A 19385-nucleotide genomic window follows, 5' to 3' on the forward strand; every position below is an offset into this window, starting at 1 on the left:
AAAATGGGGTCATGACGAGTTCATCGAATGACGCGATGTTCGAATCCGCCTACCGGGGTGAGGCACCCGAGATCGGGCAGGGCAACCGGCCGCCGTGGAGTATCGGCGCGCCGCAGCCCGAGATCGCCGCACTCATCGACGCCGGAAAATTCCACGGCGAAGTCCTCGACGCGGGCTGCGGCGAGGCCGAGACCTCGCTGTACCTGGCCGAACGTGGTTTCACCACCGTCGGCCTGGACCTGTCACCCACCGCCATCGACCTCGCTCGCGCCGCGGCCGCCGCCCGCGGCGTGACCACCAGCAGTTTCGAGGTCGCCGATATCAGTGCGTTCACCGGTTACGACGGCCGGTTCGGCACCATCGTCGACAGCACCCTGTTCCACTCGATGCCGGTGGAATTGCGCAAGGGCTACCAGGAATCGATCGTGCGCGCGGCGGCGCCGGGCGCGTCCTACTTCGTGCTCGTCTTCGATCGCGCGACCATGTCCCTGGGGCCGGTCAACGCCGTGACCGAGGAGGAGTTGCGCGAGGTCGTCGGCGCGTACTGGACCATCGACGAGGTCCGTCCGGCCCGCATCCACGCCAATGTTCCCGACAACTTCGCGGCCTTCGCCGAATTCGCCGGCGGCGGTATCCAGGACGAAGGCCCCGGCCGCAAATCGGTAGCCGCCTGGCTGCTGTCGGCGCACCTGGGCTGACCGAAAGGGTTACGGCACAACAGTTTTCCGAAGTCTCCCGAACGCCCGCGCGATGGTTCACGACCACGCGCGGGCGTTCGCGCTATCGGAGGTACGGATTCCCGCAATGCACCGTGCGACACGCGCATTCGGATCCGGACGAGACAATATCTCGCACAAAGGTTTTCGAGTGTATCGCGGTATCGAGGGTACGGATTCCCGCAAGTGCACGTGCAACGCGCGCTCACTCGGATCCGATCGAAACTATCTCCCGCGCAAAGGTTTTCGGGTGCTGCATGTGACGAGCCGACGACACGCCAGGGGCGAAGTCTGCCGGTGCGCAGATCTCCCGCGAGCCGATGAATTATCGGCCGAGGCCGTAGATGCGGCCGCCGCGCTGCTCCAGGATGGTGGATCCGACGACAGCCAGGGAGATGGGACCGTTGTGATAGTCGCTGCGCCGCACGGGAATTCGGGTGGTCTCCGCGCCGGTGTCGGAATTGAGGGCTGCGATCGCGCCGTCCACCGGGATCAGGATCTGACCGGCCATCAGGGCGGGGGAGCCCAGGGCGTCGGGGGCGGTCCAGAGCGGGTCGAATGTGCTTGCGTTCAAAGCGATCACGCTGTTGCCGGAGTAGATCAGGTAGGCCGAGCCGATGCGGGTGGTGGTCGCGGTGGGCGGGAGCGGGGCGTTCAGGCGGTCGGTGGACAGCAGATTCGCGGTGCCGTCGAAGATCGCCAATTCCGGTGTGGTGGTACCGGTTCCGGGCAGGTACAGCAGCACCCGGTTGTCCGACACCGCGAGCACGCGCGCGCCGTCGACGTTCCCGCCGGGCTCGGTCAGCACGTGTGAGCCGTACTCCTCGGGGGTCGTCGCGTCCTTGGGAGCCGGATTGAGCACGCTCAGCCGGTCCGCACCGTCACCGGGGCAGTGCTCGAGCACCGCCAGGCGGGTACTGCCCGAGATCGAGGACAGCAGCGTGCAGCCCGAGCGCGGTTGGGTCTTGACGTTCACCGGCGCGTCCACATAGCCGTATTCGAGGGTGCGCACCAGATCCGAACGCCACACCTCGAGCCGGTCCGAACCCTGCGCCAGGAAGTAGGTGCCGTCCGCGGTCAAGGTGATCGCGCGGTCCATATAGCTGCTGCGCGCGGTGCGGCGGGCGCCGGTGTCGGCCGAGAGCATCGTGGTCTGACTGCACCCGCGCTGATCGCGATAGGTGCCGATGACGGTGCCGTACTGCGCCTCCACCCCGCACAGCGGCATATCGCGCTGGTATTTCCACACCTGCTTACCGGACACCGGGTCGTAGCCGGTGACCGTACCGCCGTCACCGGCGACGGCCACCCCGCCCGCGGTCAACGCCCGCGCCGCGGCCCCGTCTGGCGCGTGCCACAGCTCGCGCAACGCCACCGGTAGTTCCTCGGCGGCGGCGGGTTGTTCGGCGGCATGCGTGGCGGGCTCGGAAACCGTGCCGCGCGCATCGCTGATACACCACACGACGACCATCGCGATCACCACCACGACGGCGATCGCGACTGCGGCAAGGAGATCGGCGCGCGTCCGCCGCTCGGGTGCGAGCACGTCAGCGAGCGTAGTCGATCCGCCGCACCCGCCGGATGGGGACATCGCGGCATCCGGCCCCACCACCGCATTTCCGTTCGGCGGCTACGGTTTTCCGCGCGCTGGCGCTCCGGCTCGGATCCGGGTGTTCATCGACTCGAAGTACCCGGCGGAAGCGGTCGAGCGGGTCAGCGGGCTCACCGAAACTACAGGGCGCAACGAAGAGTTGATCGTCGGCGGAGTACACGTCGCTCGAATGGCGGTATCCGGCGGCCCGGAGTGCGGGGATGAAGGAAGCGCGATGGGGAGCGCGGGCGCGCGCCGAGCGTGTGGTGATGAAGGAGGCGTGGTGGGGAGCCCGGGCGCGGGCTGAGCGCGGGCGCGGGCGCGGGCTGAGCGCGGGCGCGGGCGCGGGCTGAGCGCGGGCGCGGGCGCGGGCTGAGCGTGTGGTGATGAAGGAGGCGCGGTGGGAGCGCGGGCGCGGGCGTGGGCCGAGCGTGTGGTGATGAAGGAAGCGCGGTGGGGAGCGCGGGCGCGGGCCGAGCGTGTGGTGATGAAGGAAGCGCGGTGGAAGCGCGGGCGCGGGCCGAGTGTGTGGTGATGTGGCTCGCATGGAACGAGGGGTCCCAGCTTGCCGGAACAAGCTGGGACCCCTCGATCGGTGTTGTCGCTCAGGCGCTCGCGGAGACCGGGGCGTCGGTGGCCTCGGTGGAGTCCGCGTTGGCGGGCCTGCGGCGGCGACGGCGGCGACGGGCCGGTTTGTCGGCCTGGTCGTCCGAGTCGGCGGCCGGTGCGGACGCGGTGTCGGCCGACTCCTCCGACGTGCCCTGCGCGTCGTTCTCGGCGGCGCTCGCACCGGAGGAACGGCGGCGACGGCGGCGACGCGCGGGCTTGGCGGCGTCGTCCGACTCGGTCGAATCCGGTTCGGCCGCAGTCGAATCGGAGTCGGAATCACCGGCTTCGGTTGCCACCTCGGCACTTTCGACGCCGTCGATCGGCTGACCCGCGCGGGTGCGGCGGCGGTTGCGCTTGCGCGGTGCGCGCGCGGCGCGCTCCACCACGACCGCGTCCTCGTCCCGCTCCACCTTGCGGCGCAACGTTCCGGTCACGCCCTCGGGGATGTCGAGATCCGAAAACAGGTGCGGGGAACGGGAATACGTCTCCACCGGCTCCGGAATGTCCAGTCCGAGCGCGGAATCGATACTGGACCAGCGGTTCAGCTCGTCCCAATCGACCAGGGTGACCGCGACGCCGGTGCGGCCCGCGCGGCCGGTGCGGCCGATGCGGTGCACGTAGGTCTTCTCGTCCTCGGGGCACTGATAGTTGACCACGTGCGTGACATCGTCGATGTCGATACCGCGCGCGGCGACATCGGTGGCGACCAGCACGTCGATCCGGCCCTTGCGGAACTTGTCCAGCGCCTTCTCGCGTTGCACCTGCCCGAGATCGCCGTGCACCGCGCCGACCGCGAAGCCGCGCTCGGCCAGATCGTCGGACACCTTCTGCGCGGTGCGCTTGGTGCGGGTGAAGATCATCGTCGCGCCGCGCCCGGACGCCTGCAGAATCCGCGCCACCAGCTCGCTCTTGTCCAGCGCGTGCGCCCGGTAGACGAACTGCGCGGTGCGATCGTGCACCGCGGAATCGTGCGGCTCCTCGGCCCGGATGTGGGTCGGCTTGTGCAGGAAGGTGCGCGCGAGGGTGATGATCGGGCCCGGCATGGTCGCGGAGAACAGCATCGTCTGACGCTTGTCCGGCACCATGCTCAGGATGCGCTCGATATCGGGCAGGAAGCCCAGATCGAGCATCTCGTCGGCCTCGTCCAGCACCAGCACGCCGACCTTGCCCAGGATCAGATGCTGCTGTTCGGCCAGATCCAGCAGGCGGCCCGGGGTGCCGACGACCACGTCGACACCGGAGCGCAACGCCTCGATCTGGGTCTCGTAGGGGCGGCCGCCGTAGATCGAGGTGACCTGCAGCGGGCCCTGCTGATTGGTGAGGTGTTTGCTCGCGTTCTCCAGATCCTGGGTGACCTGGATGCACAATTCCCGCGTCGGCACGATGACCAGTGCGCGCGGTGTGCCGTCCAGCGCGACGGTGCCCGAATCACCGCTGGAAATGCGGTGCAGCAGCGGGACGCCGAATCCGAAGGTCTTACCCATACCGGTGCGGGCCTGACCGATCAGATCTTCACCGGCCAGTGCGAGCGGCAGGGTGAGTTCCTGGATGGCGAAAGTACGTTCGATACCGATCTCGGCGAGTGCGCGGACGATTTCCGGGCGAACTCCCAATTCGGTGAATGTCGGTGCGGTGTGTGTGGGGTCGAGCTCTGCTGTAACCAGGTTTTCGCTCAACCCCGGTTCGGTTTCCACGGTGATCTTGCTCAGGTTCTTGCCTTCCTCGCGGTATCGCATCTCGCGCGCACGAGGTGTGGGGCGGACCCGGCGGTCCACTCTCGGCCACATATCCCGCGGTGTGTCCCACCTCGGCCGCTGCGGGATACCGGTGGTGGTATCAACCTGGCGCGGCGCATCGGTGTTGCGGATCTGTGCGCGCACATTTTCCATTCGGGCCGCGGTACTACGCTCGGTCACGCGGTGATGTCACGAGTCGAAATTTCCGCTACCCATGCAGATTGTAGCGTGATATCTTCCGCCGCCCGAGATGCACCGTGGGAAATGCGTGCGGCGGGCGTCGCGGAGTTCGGTGAGTTTATTGTCGCGCCGCGCGGTGTGCGCTGCGGCACAGGATAATTCGTGAATCGGACGGAATTCGCGCGCCGCCGCGCCGGGCCGGCTCGATGTCGGGAGAGTGGTAGATCACACATATGTGTGACATCGTGTCACGGGATATCTTGCTGGGTGTGAGTTTGGCAGACACCGTGACCCTCGCCGCGCGCAACGCCTGGGCACTGACCCTCGGCGACGGTATCGAGCAGCCCGCCCCGACGCCGTACACGGTGCTGTGGGATCAGGAGCACCGCCGACTGCATCGCTTCGAGCGCATCGGCGAACCGGTCGCGGCCGACACCGGATCCGCGGTGCTGCTCGTCCCGCCACTGGCCGCCCCTGCCACCTGCTTCGACCTGCGCCCGGATCAGAGCCTGGCGCGGTTCCTGCTCGACTGCGGACATCATCCCTACCTGGTCGACTACGGCGAGATCGGTTTCGCGGACCGGCGGATGGGCTTCGAGGACTGGATCGACGACATCCTGCCCGAGGCGATCCGGCGGGTGTCCGCGGATCGTGACGGCGCGCCGGTGGATCTGGTCGGCTGGTCGCTGGGTGGGGTGCTCGCGTTGCTCACCGCCGCGGCCGATGTGGCGCTGCCGATCCGCTCGATCACCGCGGTCGGCGCGCCGCTGGACTACGACAAGGTGAATTTCGTCCCGCAGGTGCGCGCGGTCGCGCGGTTCACCGGCGGGATCGGCGCGTCCACGCTGATCCGGCTGGCGGGCGGGGTGCCCGCGCCGCTGACGCGCCTGGCCTACCGCGTGACGTCCTGGGAGCGCGAGTTGCGGCGTCCGCTGTTCGTCGCCACGCATCTGACCGACGCCGCCACGCTGGGCCGGATGGAGACCATCGACCGGTTCCAGGACAGCATGCCCGGCTATCCCGGACGCCTGTACAACCAGCTGTGGGGCCGCTGCATGCTGGCCAACGACCTGGGTAGGGGCGAGTTCCGGCTGGGCGAGCGCCGCATCGCGCTGTCCGAGGTGACCGCGCCGGTGCTGCTGGTGGGCGGCCCGGACGACGTGATCACCCCGGCCGCGGCCGTCGAACACGGCACCCGCACCCTCACCGGGGCCGCCGAGGTCCGTTTCGAGACCGCGCCCGGCAGCCACCTGGGCATCCTCACCGGCCCGGCCGCCCGCAACACGACGTGGCTGTACCTGGAGAAATTCCTGGCTGACGCCGCGGCATGACCGGCCGTGCCCGGAGGCGGCAGCCGCTGCCGCCGATGGACACTGCTCGAGCACAGCACCGTGAAATCGCGGTGACCTGTCACAACCTCGCCGAGGGCGATACTAGGGTGTAGGGCATGGGAGCAAACCCGCCTGCCGCGCTGGACGATTCGACCGAATCCACTGTTCGCATTCCCGCTGATCATCCCGGTGTCACCGACCTTTTCGCGGTCCTGGCCTACGGCGAGATCTCGGCCTTCTACCGGCTCGCCGAGGAGGCGAAGCTGTCGCCGTCGTTGCGGGGCAAGGTGTCCGTCGCCGCGATGGCCGCCGCCGAGATGGGCCATTTCGAGACGTTGAACCGGGCCCTGGCCGATCGCGGGGTCGAGGTGTTCGACGCGATGGCCCCGTTCGTGCGCGCGCTGGACGCGTACCACAATTCGACCGACCCCTCGACGTGGCTCGAGTCGATGGTGAAGTTCTACGTCGGCGACGGCTTGGCCGCGGACTTCTACACCGTGCTGGCCAGCGCGCTGGCCCCCGAGGTGGGCGCGGTGGTGCGTGATGTGCTGGCCGAGACCGACCATTCCCAGTTCGTCGTGGAGGAGGTCCGCCGCGCGGTCGCCACCAGCCGTTCCGAGCGTGACCGGCTGACCCTGTGGGGACGCCGCCTGCTCGGCGAGGCGATCACCCAGGCGCAATGGGTGATGGCCCAGCGCGACGAGCTGACCGAATTGGTGCTGGTGGCCACCGGTGACCTCAACGGTGTGGCCGCGCTGTTCGAGCACATGCAGACCAGCCACGCCGAGCGGATGCGGGTGCTCGGTCTCGGATGAGTCCGGGATCGCTTGTCGCGCTGCGTTTTTCGAGGGCGTATGCGATCGGTTCGGCGTGGCGTGTGAGCTGCGGTCGCGGTTTCGCTGACAGCGTTACGTGTGCTCGCCCGCCCTGCATTAGCCTGATCAGGACGGTATTGAGACTTAGTAGGAGGTTGGCCGTGGAGGTCAAGATCGGTATCTCGGATAGCCCGCGTGAGCTCGTGATCACCAGCTCGCAGACCCCCGAAGAGGTCGAGGCGCTGGTGTCCGGTGCGCTGACCGGCAAGGACGGCGTGGTATCGCTGACCGACGAGAAGGGGCGCAAGTTCCTGATCCAGGCGGCCAAGGTGGCCTACGTGGAGATCGGCACCGCCGCCGCCGGCCGGGTGGGGTTCGCCGCGGTCTGATCGCAACCGCACACGTTTCGGGGCCCCGGCACAGTGCCGAGGCCCCGAAACGTATGTGAAGCCTCTTAGACCGAACCGCCCGGCAGCCGCGGCACGTGCTTGAGCCCACCCCAGCACAGCGACACCGTGGTGTCGACGGCCTCCTCCTTCGGAATGGGGCGATCGGCCTCGAGCCAGTAGCGCGCGGTGATCTGGCTGGCGCCGACCAGGCCGACGGCCAGGATGCGGGCGCGGTAGGGGTCCAGGCCGGAGTCGTGCGCGACCAGGTCGAACACCGCGTCCACACACGCCTCGGTGGCCTGCTCGACCCGGCGCTGCACCTGCGGCTCGCTGGTCAGATCGGATTCGAAGACCAGCCGGAAACCCTGGGTGTCGTGGTCGACGAAGTCGAAGTACGCGGCGACCGCGGCACGTACGCGCTGCTTGTTGTCGGTGGTCGAACGCAGCGCCTGGCGCACACTCGAGACCAGCGCGTCGATGTAGTTCTGCAACACCGCCAGATACAGTTCGAGCTTACTCGAGAAGTGCTGGTACAGAACGGGTTTGGAGACACCCGCGCATTGGGAGATCTCGTCCATGCCCGCCGCGTGATACCCGCGTAGCACGAAGACCTCGCTGGCCGCCGCGAGTAGTTGCGCCCGGCGGGCGTCGCGGGGCAGTCGGGTTCCACGCTTGTTCGGCGCCATGGTCTCGGACGACAGTCGCGATGACGTCATCCGGTCCACGAGGTCTGTCATTTCGGCATCTCCCAATCGATTCCCGGCGGAAAAGGTGTGCACGGGTATCTCACGAACGATACTCGCTCCGATTGTCCGTCGCTGGGCTCGGGCCAACTCGGAGACCGGTATGCGCAGCCGATCCCGGTAGCTATTGGCAACTTGTCAGTAAATGGTCTTCGTAAGCAATCTCGCACAGTGGTGAGATATCTCGCAACCGTTCCGCTCTTCCCGGTCCTGCACTGCGCGCGTCGCGGTTGTGAGAGTCTGTTGGGCGTGGCCGACCAACAGGACGGATCATTCGACGACGGTGTTCGGCGCGGCCGCGTCGGCACGGTAGTGCCCGATCCGGACGTCGCGGACGATGTGGATCTTTCCGGCGGGGAACACGAGCGGCACACCGCGAATCACGATCGGCAACCACTGCGGGCGCAGTGGGATCCGATGCATGCCGCGGCGTTGCCGGGCGGCGGGCCACCGGCGCGTGCCAAGGGTGGCCGGGCCGCGGTGCGGCGCTTCGTGTCCACCTACGGCTGGCGCGCCTACGCGCTGCCGGTGCTGGTGGTGATCACGGTGCTGGTCGTGGTGAACGCGGTGCGGGAGGCCGGGAACTCCGGCGGTTCCGGGCTGCCCGGGGTCGGGCGGCTGAGCCCGCGGTCGGATCGCGGCGGCATCATCGGCGTCCCGCCCAAGGGCGACGGCAAATTCGCGGCCGGACTGCCGACCGGCGCGCTGCCCGACGGCGGCGCGTTCACCGAGGCGGGCGCGGGGACCTGGCACATCGTGCCGGGAACCACCGCGAAAGTGGGTCTCGCGCAGGAACATCTGTTCACCTACACCGTCGAGATCGAGGACGGTGTGGACACCGCGGGCTACGGCGGTGACGCGTCGATGGCGCACATGGTCGACGCGACGCTCGCCAATCCGAAGAGCTGGACCCACGACACCCGCTTCGGTTTCCGCCGGATCGACGCGGGCGAACCGGATTTCCGCATCTCGCTGACCTCGCGCAAGACCACCGAGGCCGACTGCGGCTTCGACATCCCCATCGACTCCTCCTGCTACAACTCCGATCTGGGCCGGGTGGTGCTGTCGGAGGTGCGGTGGGTGCGCGGCGCGCTGGCCTTCGAGGGCGATATCGGCTCGTACCGGCAGTACCAGATCAATCACGAGGTCGGCCACGCCGTCGGCTATCACGAACATCAGCCGTGCGCGGTGGACGGCGGGCTGGCCCCGGTGATGATGCAGCAGACCTTCGGCACCCGCAACGACGACATCGCCGCCCTCGACCCGCAGGGGGTGGTCCCCAAGGACGGCAAGAAATGCCGTTTCAACCCGTGGCCCTACCCGCGCGGGTAGCCACCTCACCCGGGGAACAGTGACCCGGTCGGCGGTGTTGCATACTTCGTTACTGCGAATTCGATACAAGGAGTCCAGGACGTGTCATCACCGAAGCCCCTGCCGCCGCTGGTCGAGCCGACCGGTGAGCTGAGCCGGGAGGAGGTTGCCCGCTACAGCCGCCATCTGATCATTCCGGATCTGGGCGTGGACGGGCAGAAACGGCTGCGCAACGCCAAGGTGCTGGTGATCGGTGCGGGCGGGCTGGGTTCCCCGGCGCTGCTCTATCTGGCCGCCGCCGGGGTCGGCACGCTGGGCGTCGTGGAATTCGACGAGGTGGATTCGTCGAATCTGCAACGGCAGATCATTCACGGCGAATCCGATATCGGGCGCAGCAAGGCCGACAGTGCGCGCGATTCGATTCTGGAGATCAATTCCGGGATCAATGTCGTGCTGCACAAGTTCCGGCTCGACAACGACAATGCGGTGGAACTGTTCTCGCAGTACGACCTGATCGTCGACGGCACCGATAATTTCGCGACCCGCTACCTGGTCAACGATGCCGCCGTGCTGGCCGGTAAGCCGTACGTGTGGGGTTCGATCTACCGGTTCGAGGGCCAGGTGTCGGTGTTCTGGGAGGACGCCCCCGACGGTCGCGGCATCAACTACCGCGACCTGTACCCCGAGGCCCCGCCGCCGGGTATGGTCCCCTCCTGCGCCGAGGGCGGCGTGCTGGGCGTGCTCTGCGCGTCGATCGGCTCGATCATGGTGACCGAGGCGATCAAGCTGATCACCGGTATCGGCGACCCGCTGCTGGGCCGGCTCATGGTGTACGACGCACTGGACATGAGCTACCGGACCATCAAGTTGCGCCGGGATCCCGAACGTGCGCCGATCACCGAACTGATCGACTACGACGCGTTCTGCGGTGTGGTGTCCGAGGAGGGCCAGGCCGCGGCGCTGGGTTCCACGATCACCGCGCGCGAGCTGAAGGACATGCTCGACGCCGGTAAGGACGTCGCCATCGTGGACGTGCGCGAGCCCGTCGAGTGGGACATCGTCCGGATCGAGGGCGCGCAGCTGATTCCGAAGGACCGCATCCTGTCCGGTGCGGCGCTGGCCGAACTGCCGCAGAACCGCCCGATCGTATTGCACTGCAAGACCGGTATCCGTTCGGCCGAGGCGCTCGCGGCCCTCAAGCAGGCCGGATTCTCCGATGCCACCCACCTGCAGGGCGGAATCATCGCCTGGGCCAAGCAGATCGATCCCTCGCTGCCGGTCTACTGAGCCGGGCTGAATCCGGTCCGTCGCCCGCGATCACCGTGGGCGGCGGGACGGCTCGGGCGCGGCAGATCCGGTGCCCGTGGACGGATCGTGTGACAGGTGGCTCGGGACTCCGGTCGTAGCGGATCCGGTGGCCGCGGACAGATTCATCCGGTAGGCGGCGGACGCCGCGGGTTGCGGCAGATCGGCGTTCCGGTGGCGCGAGGCCGTGAGTCGGTGCCCTGAGCAGGGGTTCTTGCTGCGCGATGTCGACGCGGAAACTGCTCGGCGCGGCGTCGGGAGCGGTTCACCCGGCGGGTATACGGTACGGCCGTGACTTCTGTGGAACCCCCCGAGCACGTGCGGGCCACATTCGGTCTTCGCGAGGTGACGCCGATCGGGTTGGGGGATTGGGACGGCGGCTGGCGGTGCGGGGATGTGGTGCTCTCACCGGTCGCCGATCATGCGCGCGCGGCGTGGTCGGCGAATGTGCGTGAGACGTTGGTGGTGGACGGATTGCGGCTGGCGCATCCGGTCCGCGCGACCGACGGACGATATGTCGTATCCGGTTGGCGCGCTGACACATTCCTCGAAGGCACCCCCGAACCCCGGCACGACGAGGTGGTGTCGGTATCGCTGCGGCTGCACCGGGCCACCGCGCGGCTGGAGCGGCCGCGTTTCCTGATGCAGCAGCCCATCGCGCCGTGGATGGATGTGGACGTCTTCGTCGCCGCCGATCGCGCGGCCTGGGAACAGGTGCCGCTGCGCAGTCTCAAGGCCGGGGGCATGCTGCCGGTGACCTCGCCCGATGGGCAGCGCAGCCTGGAGATCCTGACGCAGCTGTCCACGTTGCGCAAACCGGTGCAGTCGGCTTCCCAACTGGTGCACGGCGATCTGTTCGGCACGGTGCTGTTCTCCGGTACGGCCACGCCCGGCCTGACCGATATCACCCCCTATTGGCGGCCCGCGTCCTGGGCGGCCGGGGTGATCGTGGTCGACGCGCTGTCCTGGGGCGGCGCGGACGAGGGACTGCTGCATCGGTGGTCGGATCTGCCGGAGTGGCCGCAGATGATGTTGCGAGCGGTCATGTTCCGGCTCGCGGTGCACGCACTGCATCCGCGGTCGACGCCGGAGGCGTTCCCCGGGCTGGCGCACACCGCCGATATGGTCCGGCTGCTGCTGTAGAACCCGTCAGTGTTCGGGGTATTCGGCGATGAGGGAACCGAGGAAGCAGTTGGCGGCCCTGGCGGCGCGTTCGGAGTCGCCCGCGATGACGGCGTTCACCAACTCGGCGTGTTCGGTGTGGTACGAACCGCCGGATTTGGATGTGCGGGAACGGATTCCCTGTTCCATGATCGGCAGCAGCGAGTCGTAGAACTCGAGGTAGACCGCGTTGTGGCTGGCGACCACGATGCCGCGGTGCAACTGGATGTCGGCGTGGATCGCGCCGGGATCGTCGTCGTCCCAGGCTTTTCGTCGTTCGTCGAGCAGATGCCGCAGGGTGGCGATGTCGTTGTCGTCGCGGCGTTGCGCGGCCAGGTGGGCGGCCTGGGTGTCCAGGGCCTGACGTAGTTCGAGGATGTCGCGTTCGACGGCGTCGGCGAAATACTTCGCGAGGGTGCCGCCGAGGTCGGAGGTCGCGATGACGTAGGTGCCCGATCCCTGCCGACGCTCGAGCATGCCGGCGTGCACCAGCGCCTGCACGGCCTCGCGCACGGTGTTGCGGCCGGTGCCGGTGAGTTCGGTCAGCTCCGGTTCGGTGGGGATGCGGGAGCCGACGGGCCAGCGGCCGGAGCGTATTTCGGCGCGAAGCTGATCGGTGACCTGGGCGATGAGGCTGGTGCGCCTGACCTGTTGCACACGCAACAGCGTACCCGGCGGGTAATCCATTGCCTCCCATCATCCGGTCATCCTATGATTTGTCGGTGTCACCGACTGTCACCACCGAAAGCCCGTCCCGCGCGTCCGCCGCATCGCCGCACGCGGATGCCCACACCGTCGCCGAACGTCGTCGCTCCCTGCTCGAGGGGCGGCTGCTGGTCTTCGCCGCGATCATCGTCTCGGCGTTCACGCTGCGTCTGGCGGTGACGGCGTTCACCCCGCTGGCCGAGCGGATCGGCGCGGAGGTCGGATATTCGACGACCGTCGTCGGCGTCTTCGGCATGATCCCGACGGTCATGTTCGCCGCGGCGGGCGTACTCAGCCCGATACTGGTGCGCCGGTTCGGGCTCGAGCGCACGGCGTTGCTGGCGATGCTGGCCGCGGCGGCCGGGCAGGCGGTGCGCGCGCTGGTGCCCGCGACGTGGGAGTTGCTGGCGTTCTCGGCGCTGGCGCTGGCCGGTATGGGTATCGGCAACGTCGTGATCCCGCCGCTGGTGAAACGCTATTTCTCCGATCGTCTCGCGACGCTCAGCGCCCTCTACATCACGATGGTGCAGTTGGGGACCGTGCTGCCCGCCCTGATCGCGGTGCCGGTCGCCGATGCCGACGGCTGGCGGGTGTCGCTGGGCGTGTGGGCGTTGTTGCCGCTGGTCGCCGCGCTGCCGTGGCTTTGGGTGCTGCGTGATCGGCGCGGGCGCGAGGTGGTCGACCGGACCGCGCTGCCCGAGCCGGACGCCGACGGCAGGGCGTGGAAATCGCCGGTGGCGTGGGGCATGGCCGGAATGTTCGGGATGACCTCGCTGACCACCTACGCCATGTTCACCTGGCTGCCCAAGATCTTCACCGACGCCGGGGCCAGTGCGGGTTTCGGCGGGACCATGGTCGCGGTGTTCTCGTTCATCGGGTTGGGTGCGGCGCTGGCCGCGCCGACCGTGACCGCCCGGGTGCGCAATCCGTTTCCGATCGTGATCGGTTGTGCTGCTTGCTATTTCGTCGCGTTCGCCGGACTGCTGTGGGCTCCGATGAGTGCGCCGGTGCTGTGGGTGCTGCTGCTCGGGCTCGGGCCCAGCACGTTTCCGATGTCGCTGACGCTGATCAATCTGCGCAGCCGCACGCAGGCGGGTTCGGCGGCGTTGTCCGGATTCAGCCAGGGCGTGGGTTACAGCGCGGCCTGTGTCGGGCCGTTGCTGTTCGGGGTGCTGCACACCGTGACCGGCGGGTGGACCGTGCCGTTCGCGCTGCTGGCCGTCGCGGTGCTGGTGATGTTGGCCGGGGCCTGGCAGGCGTGCAAGCCGCGGATGCTCGAGGACACCTGGCGCTGAACCGGTCGGGTTGCGGGGACGGGCCGTATGGGTTTCGATGACCGTGCGTTTCGGTGACGCTGTGGCCGGGAACACTTCGGCCCGAACGCATTCGCGGCAACACGCCCGGTAGCAGGGCACGGGCCGGTATCTCACGGGGAGATCGCGACGCGCGTGAGCAACCGTTGATTTGACGGTCATTTCGCGCAGCATCGTCGCAATACCCGTTTCCTACCGTGGGGTCATCCGGAATTCAGGAGGTTCCCCGTGAGCGTGCCGCGCATCCCCGCCCAGCGCACCGTTGTGGTCGTCGGCCACGGCATGGTCGGCCATCGTTTCGTCGAGGCGCTGCGGTCGCGTGATACCGAGAACCAGTGGCAGATCGTGGTGCTGGGCGAGGAGCCGCGCGCCGCGTACGACCGCGTCGCACTGTCCTCCTACGTGGGTGTGTGGGATCCGTCGACGTTGGCGCTGCCCGGTAACGAGTACGCCGGTGACGAACTGGTGGATCTGCGCCTGGGCGTCCGGGCCGATTCCATCGATCGCGGCGCGGGCAAGGTCTTCACCTCCGACGGTGACGCCATCGCCTACGACGCGGTGGTGCTGGCGACCGGCTCGTACGCCTTCGTGCCGCCGGTGCCGGGTCACGATCGGCCCGAATGTTTCGTCTACCGCACCATCGAGGACCTCGACGGCATCCGGGCGGCGGCGCAGGGGGCCGGGCCGGGAGCCGTGGGTGTCGTCGTCGGCGGTGGTCTGCTCGGTCTGGAGGCCGCCAACGCACTGCGGCTGATGGGTGTGACCCCGCACGTGGTCGAGTTCGCGCCGCGGCTGATGCCGGTGCAGGTGGATCAGGGCGGTGGCGCGATCCTGGAGAAGCTGGTCACCGATCTGGGGTTGCATGTGCACACCGGGGTCGGGACCGCCGCGATCGAATCCGCGGAAGACGGTGCGGGAGTTCGTGTTTCGCTGTCCGACGAGTCGGTGATCGACGCGTCGCTGGTGGTGTTCTCCGCCGGTATCCGGCCGCGGGATCAGCTCGCTCGCGAAGCCGGGCTGGAGGTCGGGGCGCGCGGTGGTGTGATCACCGATCTCGGGTTGACGACCAGTGATCCGAACATCTACGCGATCGGTGAGGTCGCGGCGGTCGAAGGTACTTGTTATGGGCTCGTCGCGCCCGGGTACAGCACCGCTGAGGTTGTCGCGGATCGGCTGTTGGGCGGGTCGGGTGAGTTCCCGGGGGCGGATCTGTCGACGAAGTTGAAGCTGCTCGGTGTGGACGTGGCCAGTTTCGGTGACGCGCATGCCACCAGCGAGGGCGCGTTGTCGGTGGTGCTGCACGACGCGGCCAAGGGCACCTACGCCAAACTCGTCGTCTCCGATGACGCGAGCACACTGCTGGGCGGTGTGCTCGTCGGTGACGCCTCGCAGTACGCGGCGTTGCGGCCGTTGGTCGGGCGGCCGTTGCCCGCCGAGCCCGCGGCGCTGATCTCCCCGGCGGGTGCGGAGCTGGGGGCGGACGCGTTGCCCGATGACGCGCAGATCTGCTCGTGCAACAACGTGTCCAAGGGTTCGATCTGCGGTGCGATCGCCGAGGGCGCGTGTGATGTGCCCGCGATCAAGAGCTGCACGTCGGCGGGGACGTCCTGCGGTGGTTGTGTGCCGATGCTCAAGAAGCTGCTCGAGCAGTCGGGCGTGGCGATGTCGACCGCGCTGTGTGAGCATTTCGAGCAGTCCCGGGCGGAGTTGTTCGAGATCGTGCAGGTCACCGGGATCCGGACGTTCTCGGGGTTGATCGCGCAGTACGGCAAGGGGTCGGGCTGCGATATCTGCAAGCCGACCGTGGCCTCGATTCTGGCCTCGACCGCGAGTGAGCACATCCTCGACGGCGAGCAGGCCGCGTTGCAGGACACCAACGATCACTTCCTGGCGAATCTGCAGAAGAACGGCACCTATTCGGTGGTGCCGCGCATGCCGGGCGGGGAGGTGACCGCGGAACAGTTGATCACGATCGGTCAGATCGCGAAGGAGTTCGATCTGTATCTGAAAGTGACCGGTGGACAACGGATCGACATGTTCGGTGCGCGGGTCGAGCAGTTGCCGTTGATCTGGCAGCGGCTCGTGGACGCGGGGATGGAGTCCGGGCACGCCTACGGCAAGTCGTTGCGGACGGTGAAGAGTTGTGTCGGGTCCACCTGGTGCCGGTACGGGCAGCAGGACTCGGTCGCGATGGCCGTGCTGCTCGAGAAGCGGTACCGCGGCCTGCGGTCCCCGCACAAACTCAAGCTCGCGGTCTCCGGTTGTGCTCGGGAGTGTGCCGAGGCCCGGGGTAAGGACGTGGGGGTGATCGCGACCGAGAACGGGTGGAACCTGTACGTCGGCGGCAACGGTGGCCTCACCCCCAAACACGCGGTCCTGCTGGCCGGGGATCTGGACGACGACACACTGATCCGGTACATCGACCGGTATCTGATGTTCTACATCCGCACCGCGGACCGTTTACAACGCACCGCGCCCTGGCAGGAATCCCTCGACGGCGGTATCGAGCACGTCCGCAACGTGGTGTGCCAGGACAGCCTGGGCATCGCCGAGGACCTCGAAGCCGCCATGGCCCGGCACGTCGCGGGATACAAGGACGAATGGGCCGCGGTGCTGGAGGATCCCGAGAAGCTCTCGCGGTTCGTGTCCTTCGTCAATGCCCCTGAAGAAGCCGATCCGACCATCTCGTTCGACAACAGCGGGGAACGCAAAGTGCCGGTGCTGCTGGGCATTCCGGAGATTCCGGTCACACACTGAGGCGGGACTCACAAGTGCCGCCATGCATGGGAAATAGGCGCGTAATCGCGTGGAAACAGTCCGCCGGTACCAATAGGTAAGGCGTTCGGAGGAGAGTTACCGATGACCGTTATCGATACACCCGCATATGCCCCCGTCGTGACAACGGGCTGGACCCGGGCATGCAAGCTCGACCAGCTGATTCCCGGCCGTGGCGTGGCCGTACTACTCAGGGGCGGGCGGCAGGCCGCGCTGTTCCTGCTGCCCGGCGGCACCGTCTACGCCGTCGGCAACGTCGACCCGTTCGGCCGGGCCGCGGTGATGTCGCGCGGCATCGTCGGCGATCGCGCCGGCGTGCCGGTGGTGGCCTCGCCGCTGCTCAAGCAGGCTTTCTCGCTGCTCGACGGGCACTGCCTGGACGACGCCACCGAATCGCTGCCGGTCTATGCTGTGCGTGTGGACGACGGTCTGGTGTCGGTATCCAATGAACCCGTGGACTGCCCATGAACGAACAGCTTCCGCTGGAGGGTTTCACCGTCGGCGTGACCGCAGCCCGGCGCGCCGACGAACTCTCCACGATCCTGACCCGGCGCGGCGCGACCATCGTCGCCGCACCGGCCATTCGGATCATCCCACTGGCCGATGACACCGAATTGGAGCGTGTCACAAGGCAATTGGTCGCCGATCCGCCGCAGCTGACCGTCGCCACCACCGGTATCGGCTTCCGGGGCTGGATGGAGGCCGCCGAGGGCTGGGGCCTGGCCGAGGAACTGCGTTCGACGCTGGCCTCGACCCGGCTGCTCGCGCGCGGTCCGAAGGCCAAGGGCGCGATTCGCGCCGCCGAATTGCGTGAGGAGTGGTCCCCGGCGTCGGAGTCCTCGGCCGAGGTGCTCGATCATCTGCTCGCCGAGGGGGTGGAGGGCGTCCGGGTCGCGGTGCAGCTGCACGGCGCGACCACCGAATGGGAGCCGGTGCCCGACTTCTGCGAGGTATTGCGTTGTGCGGGAGCCGATGTCGTGCCGGTGCCGGTGTATCGCTGGATCCCGCCGGAGGATCAGGCGCCGATGGACCGGTTGCTCGAGACGATCATCACCGGCGGATTGGACTGTGTCACCTTCACCAGTGCGCCCGCCGTGGCGTCGATGCTGATGCGCGCCAAGGAAACCGGACTGCTCGAGGGGCTGCTGCACGCGCTGCGGACCCGGGTACTGGCCGCGTGCGTCGGATCGATCACCGCGGCGCCGCTGGAGGAGCTCGGCGTGAGCACCACCATGCCCGCGCGGGCGCGGCTGGGTGCGCTGGCCCGGCACGTCGCGGAGGAACTTCCCCGGCGCGCCAACCGAATTCACGCTGCCGGACACGAACTGAGCGTGCGCGGCGGATGTGTCGTGGTCGACGGTGGGGTGCGGCAGCTCGCGCCCGCGCCGATGGCCCTGATGCGGGCGCTGGCCCGGCAGCCCGGACGGGTGGTGTCGCGCGGTGATCTGCTGGCCGCGCTGCCCGGCGGCGGTGAGGACACCCATGCCGTGGAGACCGGGATCGCGCGGTTGCGCGCGGGGCTCGGTGCGCCGAAAGTCATTCAGACCGTGGTGAAACGGGGTTATCGGCTGGCCATGGATCCGGCCGAATGCGTGGACAACAATCCGCGTCCGCCCGTCGCCGGAACGACCGGACCGCGACGTCCGGCGCATCCGGCGCCGCTGGCGGGCGTGTGGTGAGCGCACCCGCACTGGTGTTGGTCGCGCACGGCACCAGAAGTGAACGCGGCGTGCGCATGATCGGTGACCTGGCCGCGGCGGTATCGCGCGAATTGCGCGGAAACGCCGCGCCGGAGGATGTTTCGGCGCCGCAGGTGCGGACGGCCTTCGTCGATGTGCTCGGGCCCACCCCCTCGGAGGTGCTGCGGGAGCTGGGATCCGTTCCGGCCGTGGTGGTTCCGGCGTTCCTGGCCTCGGGATACCATGTGTACCAGGATGTTCCGCGCGAGGTCTCCGAGAGCGAGCATCCGTCGGTGACGGTCACCTCGGCCATGGGGCCCGATGCCGCTCTGGCCCGGGTGATGCGCATGCGATTGCGTACGGCCGGTTGGCGTCCCGGCGATGCGGTGGTCTTCGCCGCGGCCGGATCCTCCGACTCCCGGGCCCGCCACGACGTCCGCCAGGCCGCGACCCTGCTGTCGGCGCAACTGGACACTCCCGCGCACGTCGCCTACGTCGCCACCGGATCGCCGCGTGTCCCGGAAGTTGTTGCCACACTTCGTGAGTCGGGTGCACAGCGCGTCTTCATCGCCTCCTATCTCCTCGCCCACGGCCTGTTCCACCAGCGCCTGCACGAGGCCGGAGCGGACGGTGTCGCGGAACCGATCGGCATCCATCCGGCGATCGTGCGTCTGCTGGCGAATCGTTATTACTCGGCCGTCCCGGAGCTGGTTCACACGGCCGCCTGAGTGCGTCGTGCGGCGGTTCCGGTGTTGCCACCAACCGATCACCGCGGTTGATCACCGTTGTGACCATGGGCAATTCGTTCGTTCCGCCCTGATGCGAAGTTGCTGGCCCGGACATCAGGCATGCCCGCATACTGGTCTCGGTGCTTCGATGGGAACCACCGGCACCAGCGGCGGCGGCCTGGTCGAATTATCGGCTCCGGCCCTGCGGTCGTTCGAGTGGAGGGCGCAAGACCTGTACGTAATGGTGGTGTGGGCGTGGGTTCGCCCGCCACACAGGATCTTTCGGCGTGTAGCGGGC

At 68.1% G+C, this 19385-nt stretch carries 17 protein-coding genes; 13 read left to right on the plus strand and 4 right to left on the minus strand.

Annotated features, from left to right (window positions below; translation table 11 throughout):
• Positions 1-11: 11 nt before the first annotated feature.
• On the plus strand, positions 12-698 hold the full coding sequence (locus tag NRB20_RS15405; RefSeq protein WP_194289858.1) for a class I SAM-dependent methyltransferase: 687 nt from the start codon (positions 12-14) through the stop codon (positions 696-698).
• A 343-nt stretch (positions 699-1041) separates the two neighbouring features.
• Here NRB20_RS15405 and NRB20_RS15410 read toward each other — a convergent pair whose 3' ends face one another.
• On the minus strand, positions 1042-2262 hold the full coding sequence (locus tag NRB20_RS15410) for an Rv3212 family protein (protein WP_319944946.1): 1221 nt from the start codon (positions 2260-2262) through the stop codon (positions 1042-1044).
• Positions 2263-2528: 266 nt separating this feature from the next.
• On the opposite strand from NRB20_RS15410, the gene NRB20_RS38905 reads away from it, so the two are divergent.
• Complete coding sequence (locus NRB20_RS38905) at positions 2529-2660, plus strand: hypothetical protein (protein ID WP_264766346.1); 132 nt, start codon at positions 2529-2531, stop codon at positions 2658-2660.
• A gap of 252 nt (positions 2661-2912) precedes the next feature.
• Here the strand turns inward: NRB20_RS38905 and NRB20_RS15415 are convergent, their stop codons facing one another.
• Complete coding sequence (locus NRB20_RS15415; protein ID WP_153410862.1) at positions 2913-4652, minus strand: DEAD/DEAH box helicase; 1740 nt, start codon at positions 4650-4652, stop codon at positions 2913-2915.
• A gap of 449 nt (positions 4653-5101) precedes the next feature.
• Between NRB20_RS15415 and NRB20_RS15420 the strand changes: the two genes are divergently transcribed.
• From NRB20_RS15420 to NRB20_RS38125, 3 genes are all read left to right on the plus strand, one after another.
• Positions 5102-6163, plus strand: a complete 1062-nt coding sequence (locus NRB20_RS15420; RefSeq protein WP_319944947.1) for an alpha/beta fold hydrolase — start codon at positions 5102-5104, stop codon at positions 6161-6163.
• Positions 6164-6279: 116 nt separating this feature from the next.
• A complete protein-coding gene (locus NRB20_RS15425; RefSeq protein WP_153410730.1) occupies positions 6280-6978 on the plus strand; it encodes a ferritin-like fold-containing protein in 699 nt (232 codons plus the stop codon).
• A 161-nt stretch (positions 6979-7139) separates the two neighbouring features.
• Positions 7140-7367, plus strand: a complete 228-nt coding sequence (locus NRB20_RS38125; protein WP_319944948.1) for a DUF3107 domain-containing protein — start codon at positions 7140-7142, stop codon at positions 7365-7367.
• 65 nt (positions 7368-7432) lie between these two features.
• Here the strand turns inward: NRB20_RS38125 and NRB20_RS15435 are convergent, their stop codons facing one another.
• The gene (locus NRB20_RS15435; RefSeq protein ID WP_153410732.1) at positions 7433-8104 is read right to left on the minus strand and encodes a TetR/AcrR family transcriptional regulator; all 672 of its coding nucleotides are present in this window, start codon (positions 8102-8104) and stop codon (positions 7433-7435) included.
• Positions 8105-8284: 180 nt separating this feature from the next.
• Here NRB20_RS15435 and NRB20_RS15440 point away from each other — a divergent pair, with 180 nt between their 5' ends.
• From NRB20_RS15440 to NRB20_RS15450, 3 genes are all read left to right on the plus strand, one after another.
• Complete coding sequence (locus NRB20_RS15440; RefSeq protein ID WP_406603833.1) at positions 8285-9442, plus strand: DUF3152 domain-containing protein; 1158 nt, start codon at positions 8285-8287, stop codon at positions 9440-9442.
• 81 nt (positions 9443-9523) lie between these two features.
• Positions 9524-10708, plus strand: coding sequence for an adenylyltransferase/sulfurtransferase MoeZ (gene moeZ / locus NRB20_RS15445; RefSeq protein WP_319944949.1), 1185 nt, complete (start codon positions 9524-9526; stop codon positions 10706-10708).
• A 309-nt stretch (positions 10709-11017) separates the two neighbouring features.
• The gene (locus tag NRB20_RS15450) at positions 11018-11869 is read left to right on the plus strand and encodes a TIGR02569 family protein (RefSeq protein ID WP_319944950.1); all 852 of its coding nucleotides are present in this window, start codon (positions 11018-11020) and stop codon (positions 11867-11869) included.
• A gap of 6 nt (positions 11870-11875) precedes the next feature.
• Here NRB20_RS15450 and NRB20_RS15455 read toward each other — a convergent pair whose 3' ends face one another.
• The gene (locus NRB20_RS15455) at positions 11876-12544 is read right to left on the minus strand and encodes a FadR/GntR family transcriptional regulator (RefSeq protein ID WP_319944951.1); all 669 of its coding nucleotides are present in this window, start codon (positions 12542-12544) and stop codon (positions 11876-11878) included.
• 173 nt (positions 12545-12717) lie between these two features.
• Here NRB20_RS15455 and NRB20_RS15460 point away from each other — a divergent pair, with 173 nt between their 5' ends.
• The 5 genes from NRB20_RS15460 to NRB20_RS15480 all read left to right on the plus strand — a co-directional run bounded on the left by NRB20_RS15460 (position 12718) and on the right by NRB20_RS15480 (position 19087).
• A complete protein-coding gene (locus tag NRB20_RS15460; RefSeq protein ID WP_406603834.1) occupies positions 12718-13887 on the plus strand; it encodes an MFS transporter in 1170 nt (389 codons plus the stop codon).
• A gap of 252 nt (positions 13888-14139) precedes the next feature.
• A complete protein-coding gene (gene nirB / locus NRB20_RS15465; protein WP_406603835.1) occupies positions 14140-16662 on the plus strand; it encodes a nitrite reductase large subunit NirB in 2523 nt (840 codons plus the stop codon).
• A 102-nt stretch (positions 16663-16764) separates the two neighbouring features.
• Positions 16765-17148: a nitrite reductase small subunit NirD gene (gene nirD, locus NRB20_RS15470; RefSeq protein WP_153410735.1), complete on the plus strand. Its 384-nt coding sequence runs from the start codon at positions 16765-16767 to the stop codon at positions 17146-17148.
• Positions 17145-18359: a uroporphyrinogen-III synthase gene (locus NRB20_RS15475; RefSeq protein ID WP_153410736.1), complete on the plus strand. Its 1215-nt coding sequence runs from the start codon at positions 17145-17147 to the stop codon at positions 18357-18359. Before nirD ends, NRB20_RS15475 begins: the two co-directional genes overlap by 4 nt.
• On the plus strand, positions 18356-19087 hold the full coding sequence (locus tag NRB20_RS15480; RefSeq protein WP_319944953.1) for a sirohydrochlorin chelatase: 732 nt from the start codon (positions 18356-18358) through the stop codon (positions 19085-19087). Before NRB20_RS15475 ends, NRB20_RS15480 begins: the two co-directional genes overlap by 4 nt.
• Positions 19088-19385: the final 298 nt, after the last annotated feature.

The organism is Nocardia macrotermitis (assembly GCF_009604405.1).
Lineage (GTDB): Bacteria > Actinomycetota > Actinomycetes > Mycobacteriales > Mycobacteriaceae > Nocardia > Nocardia macrotermitis.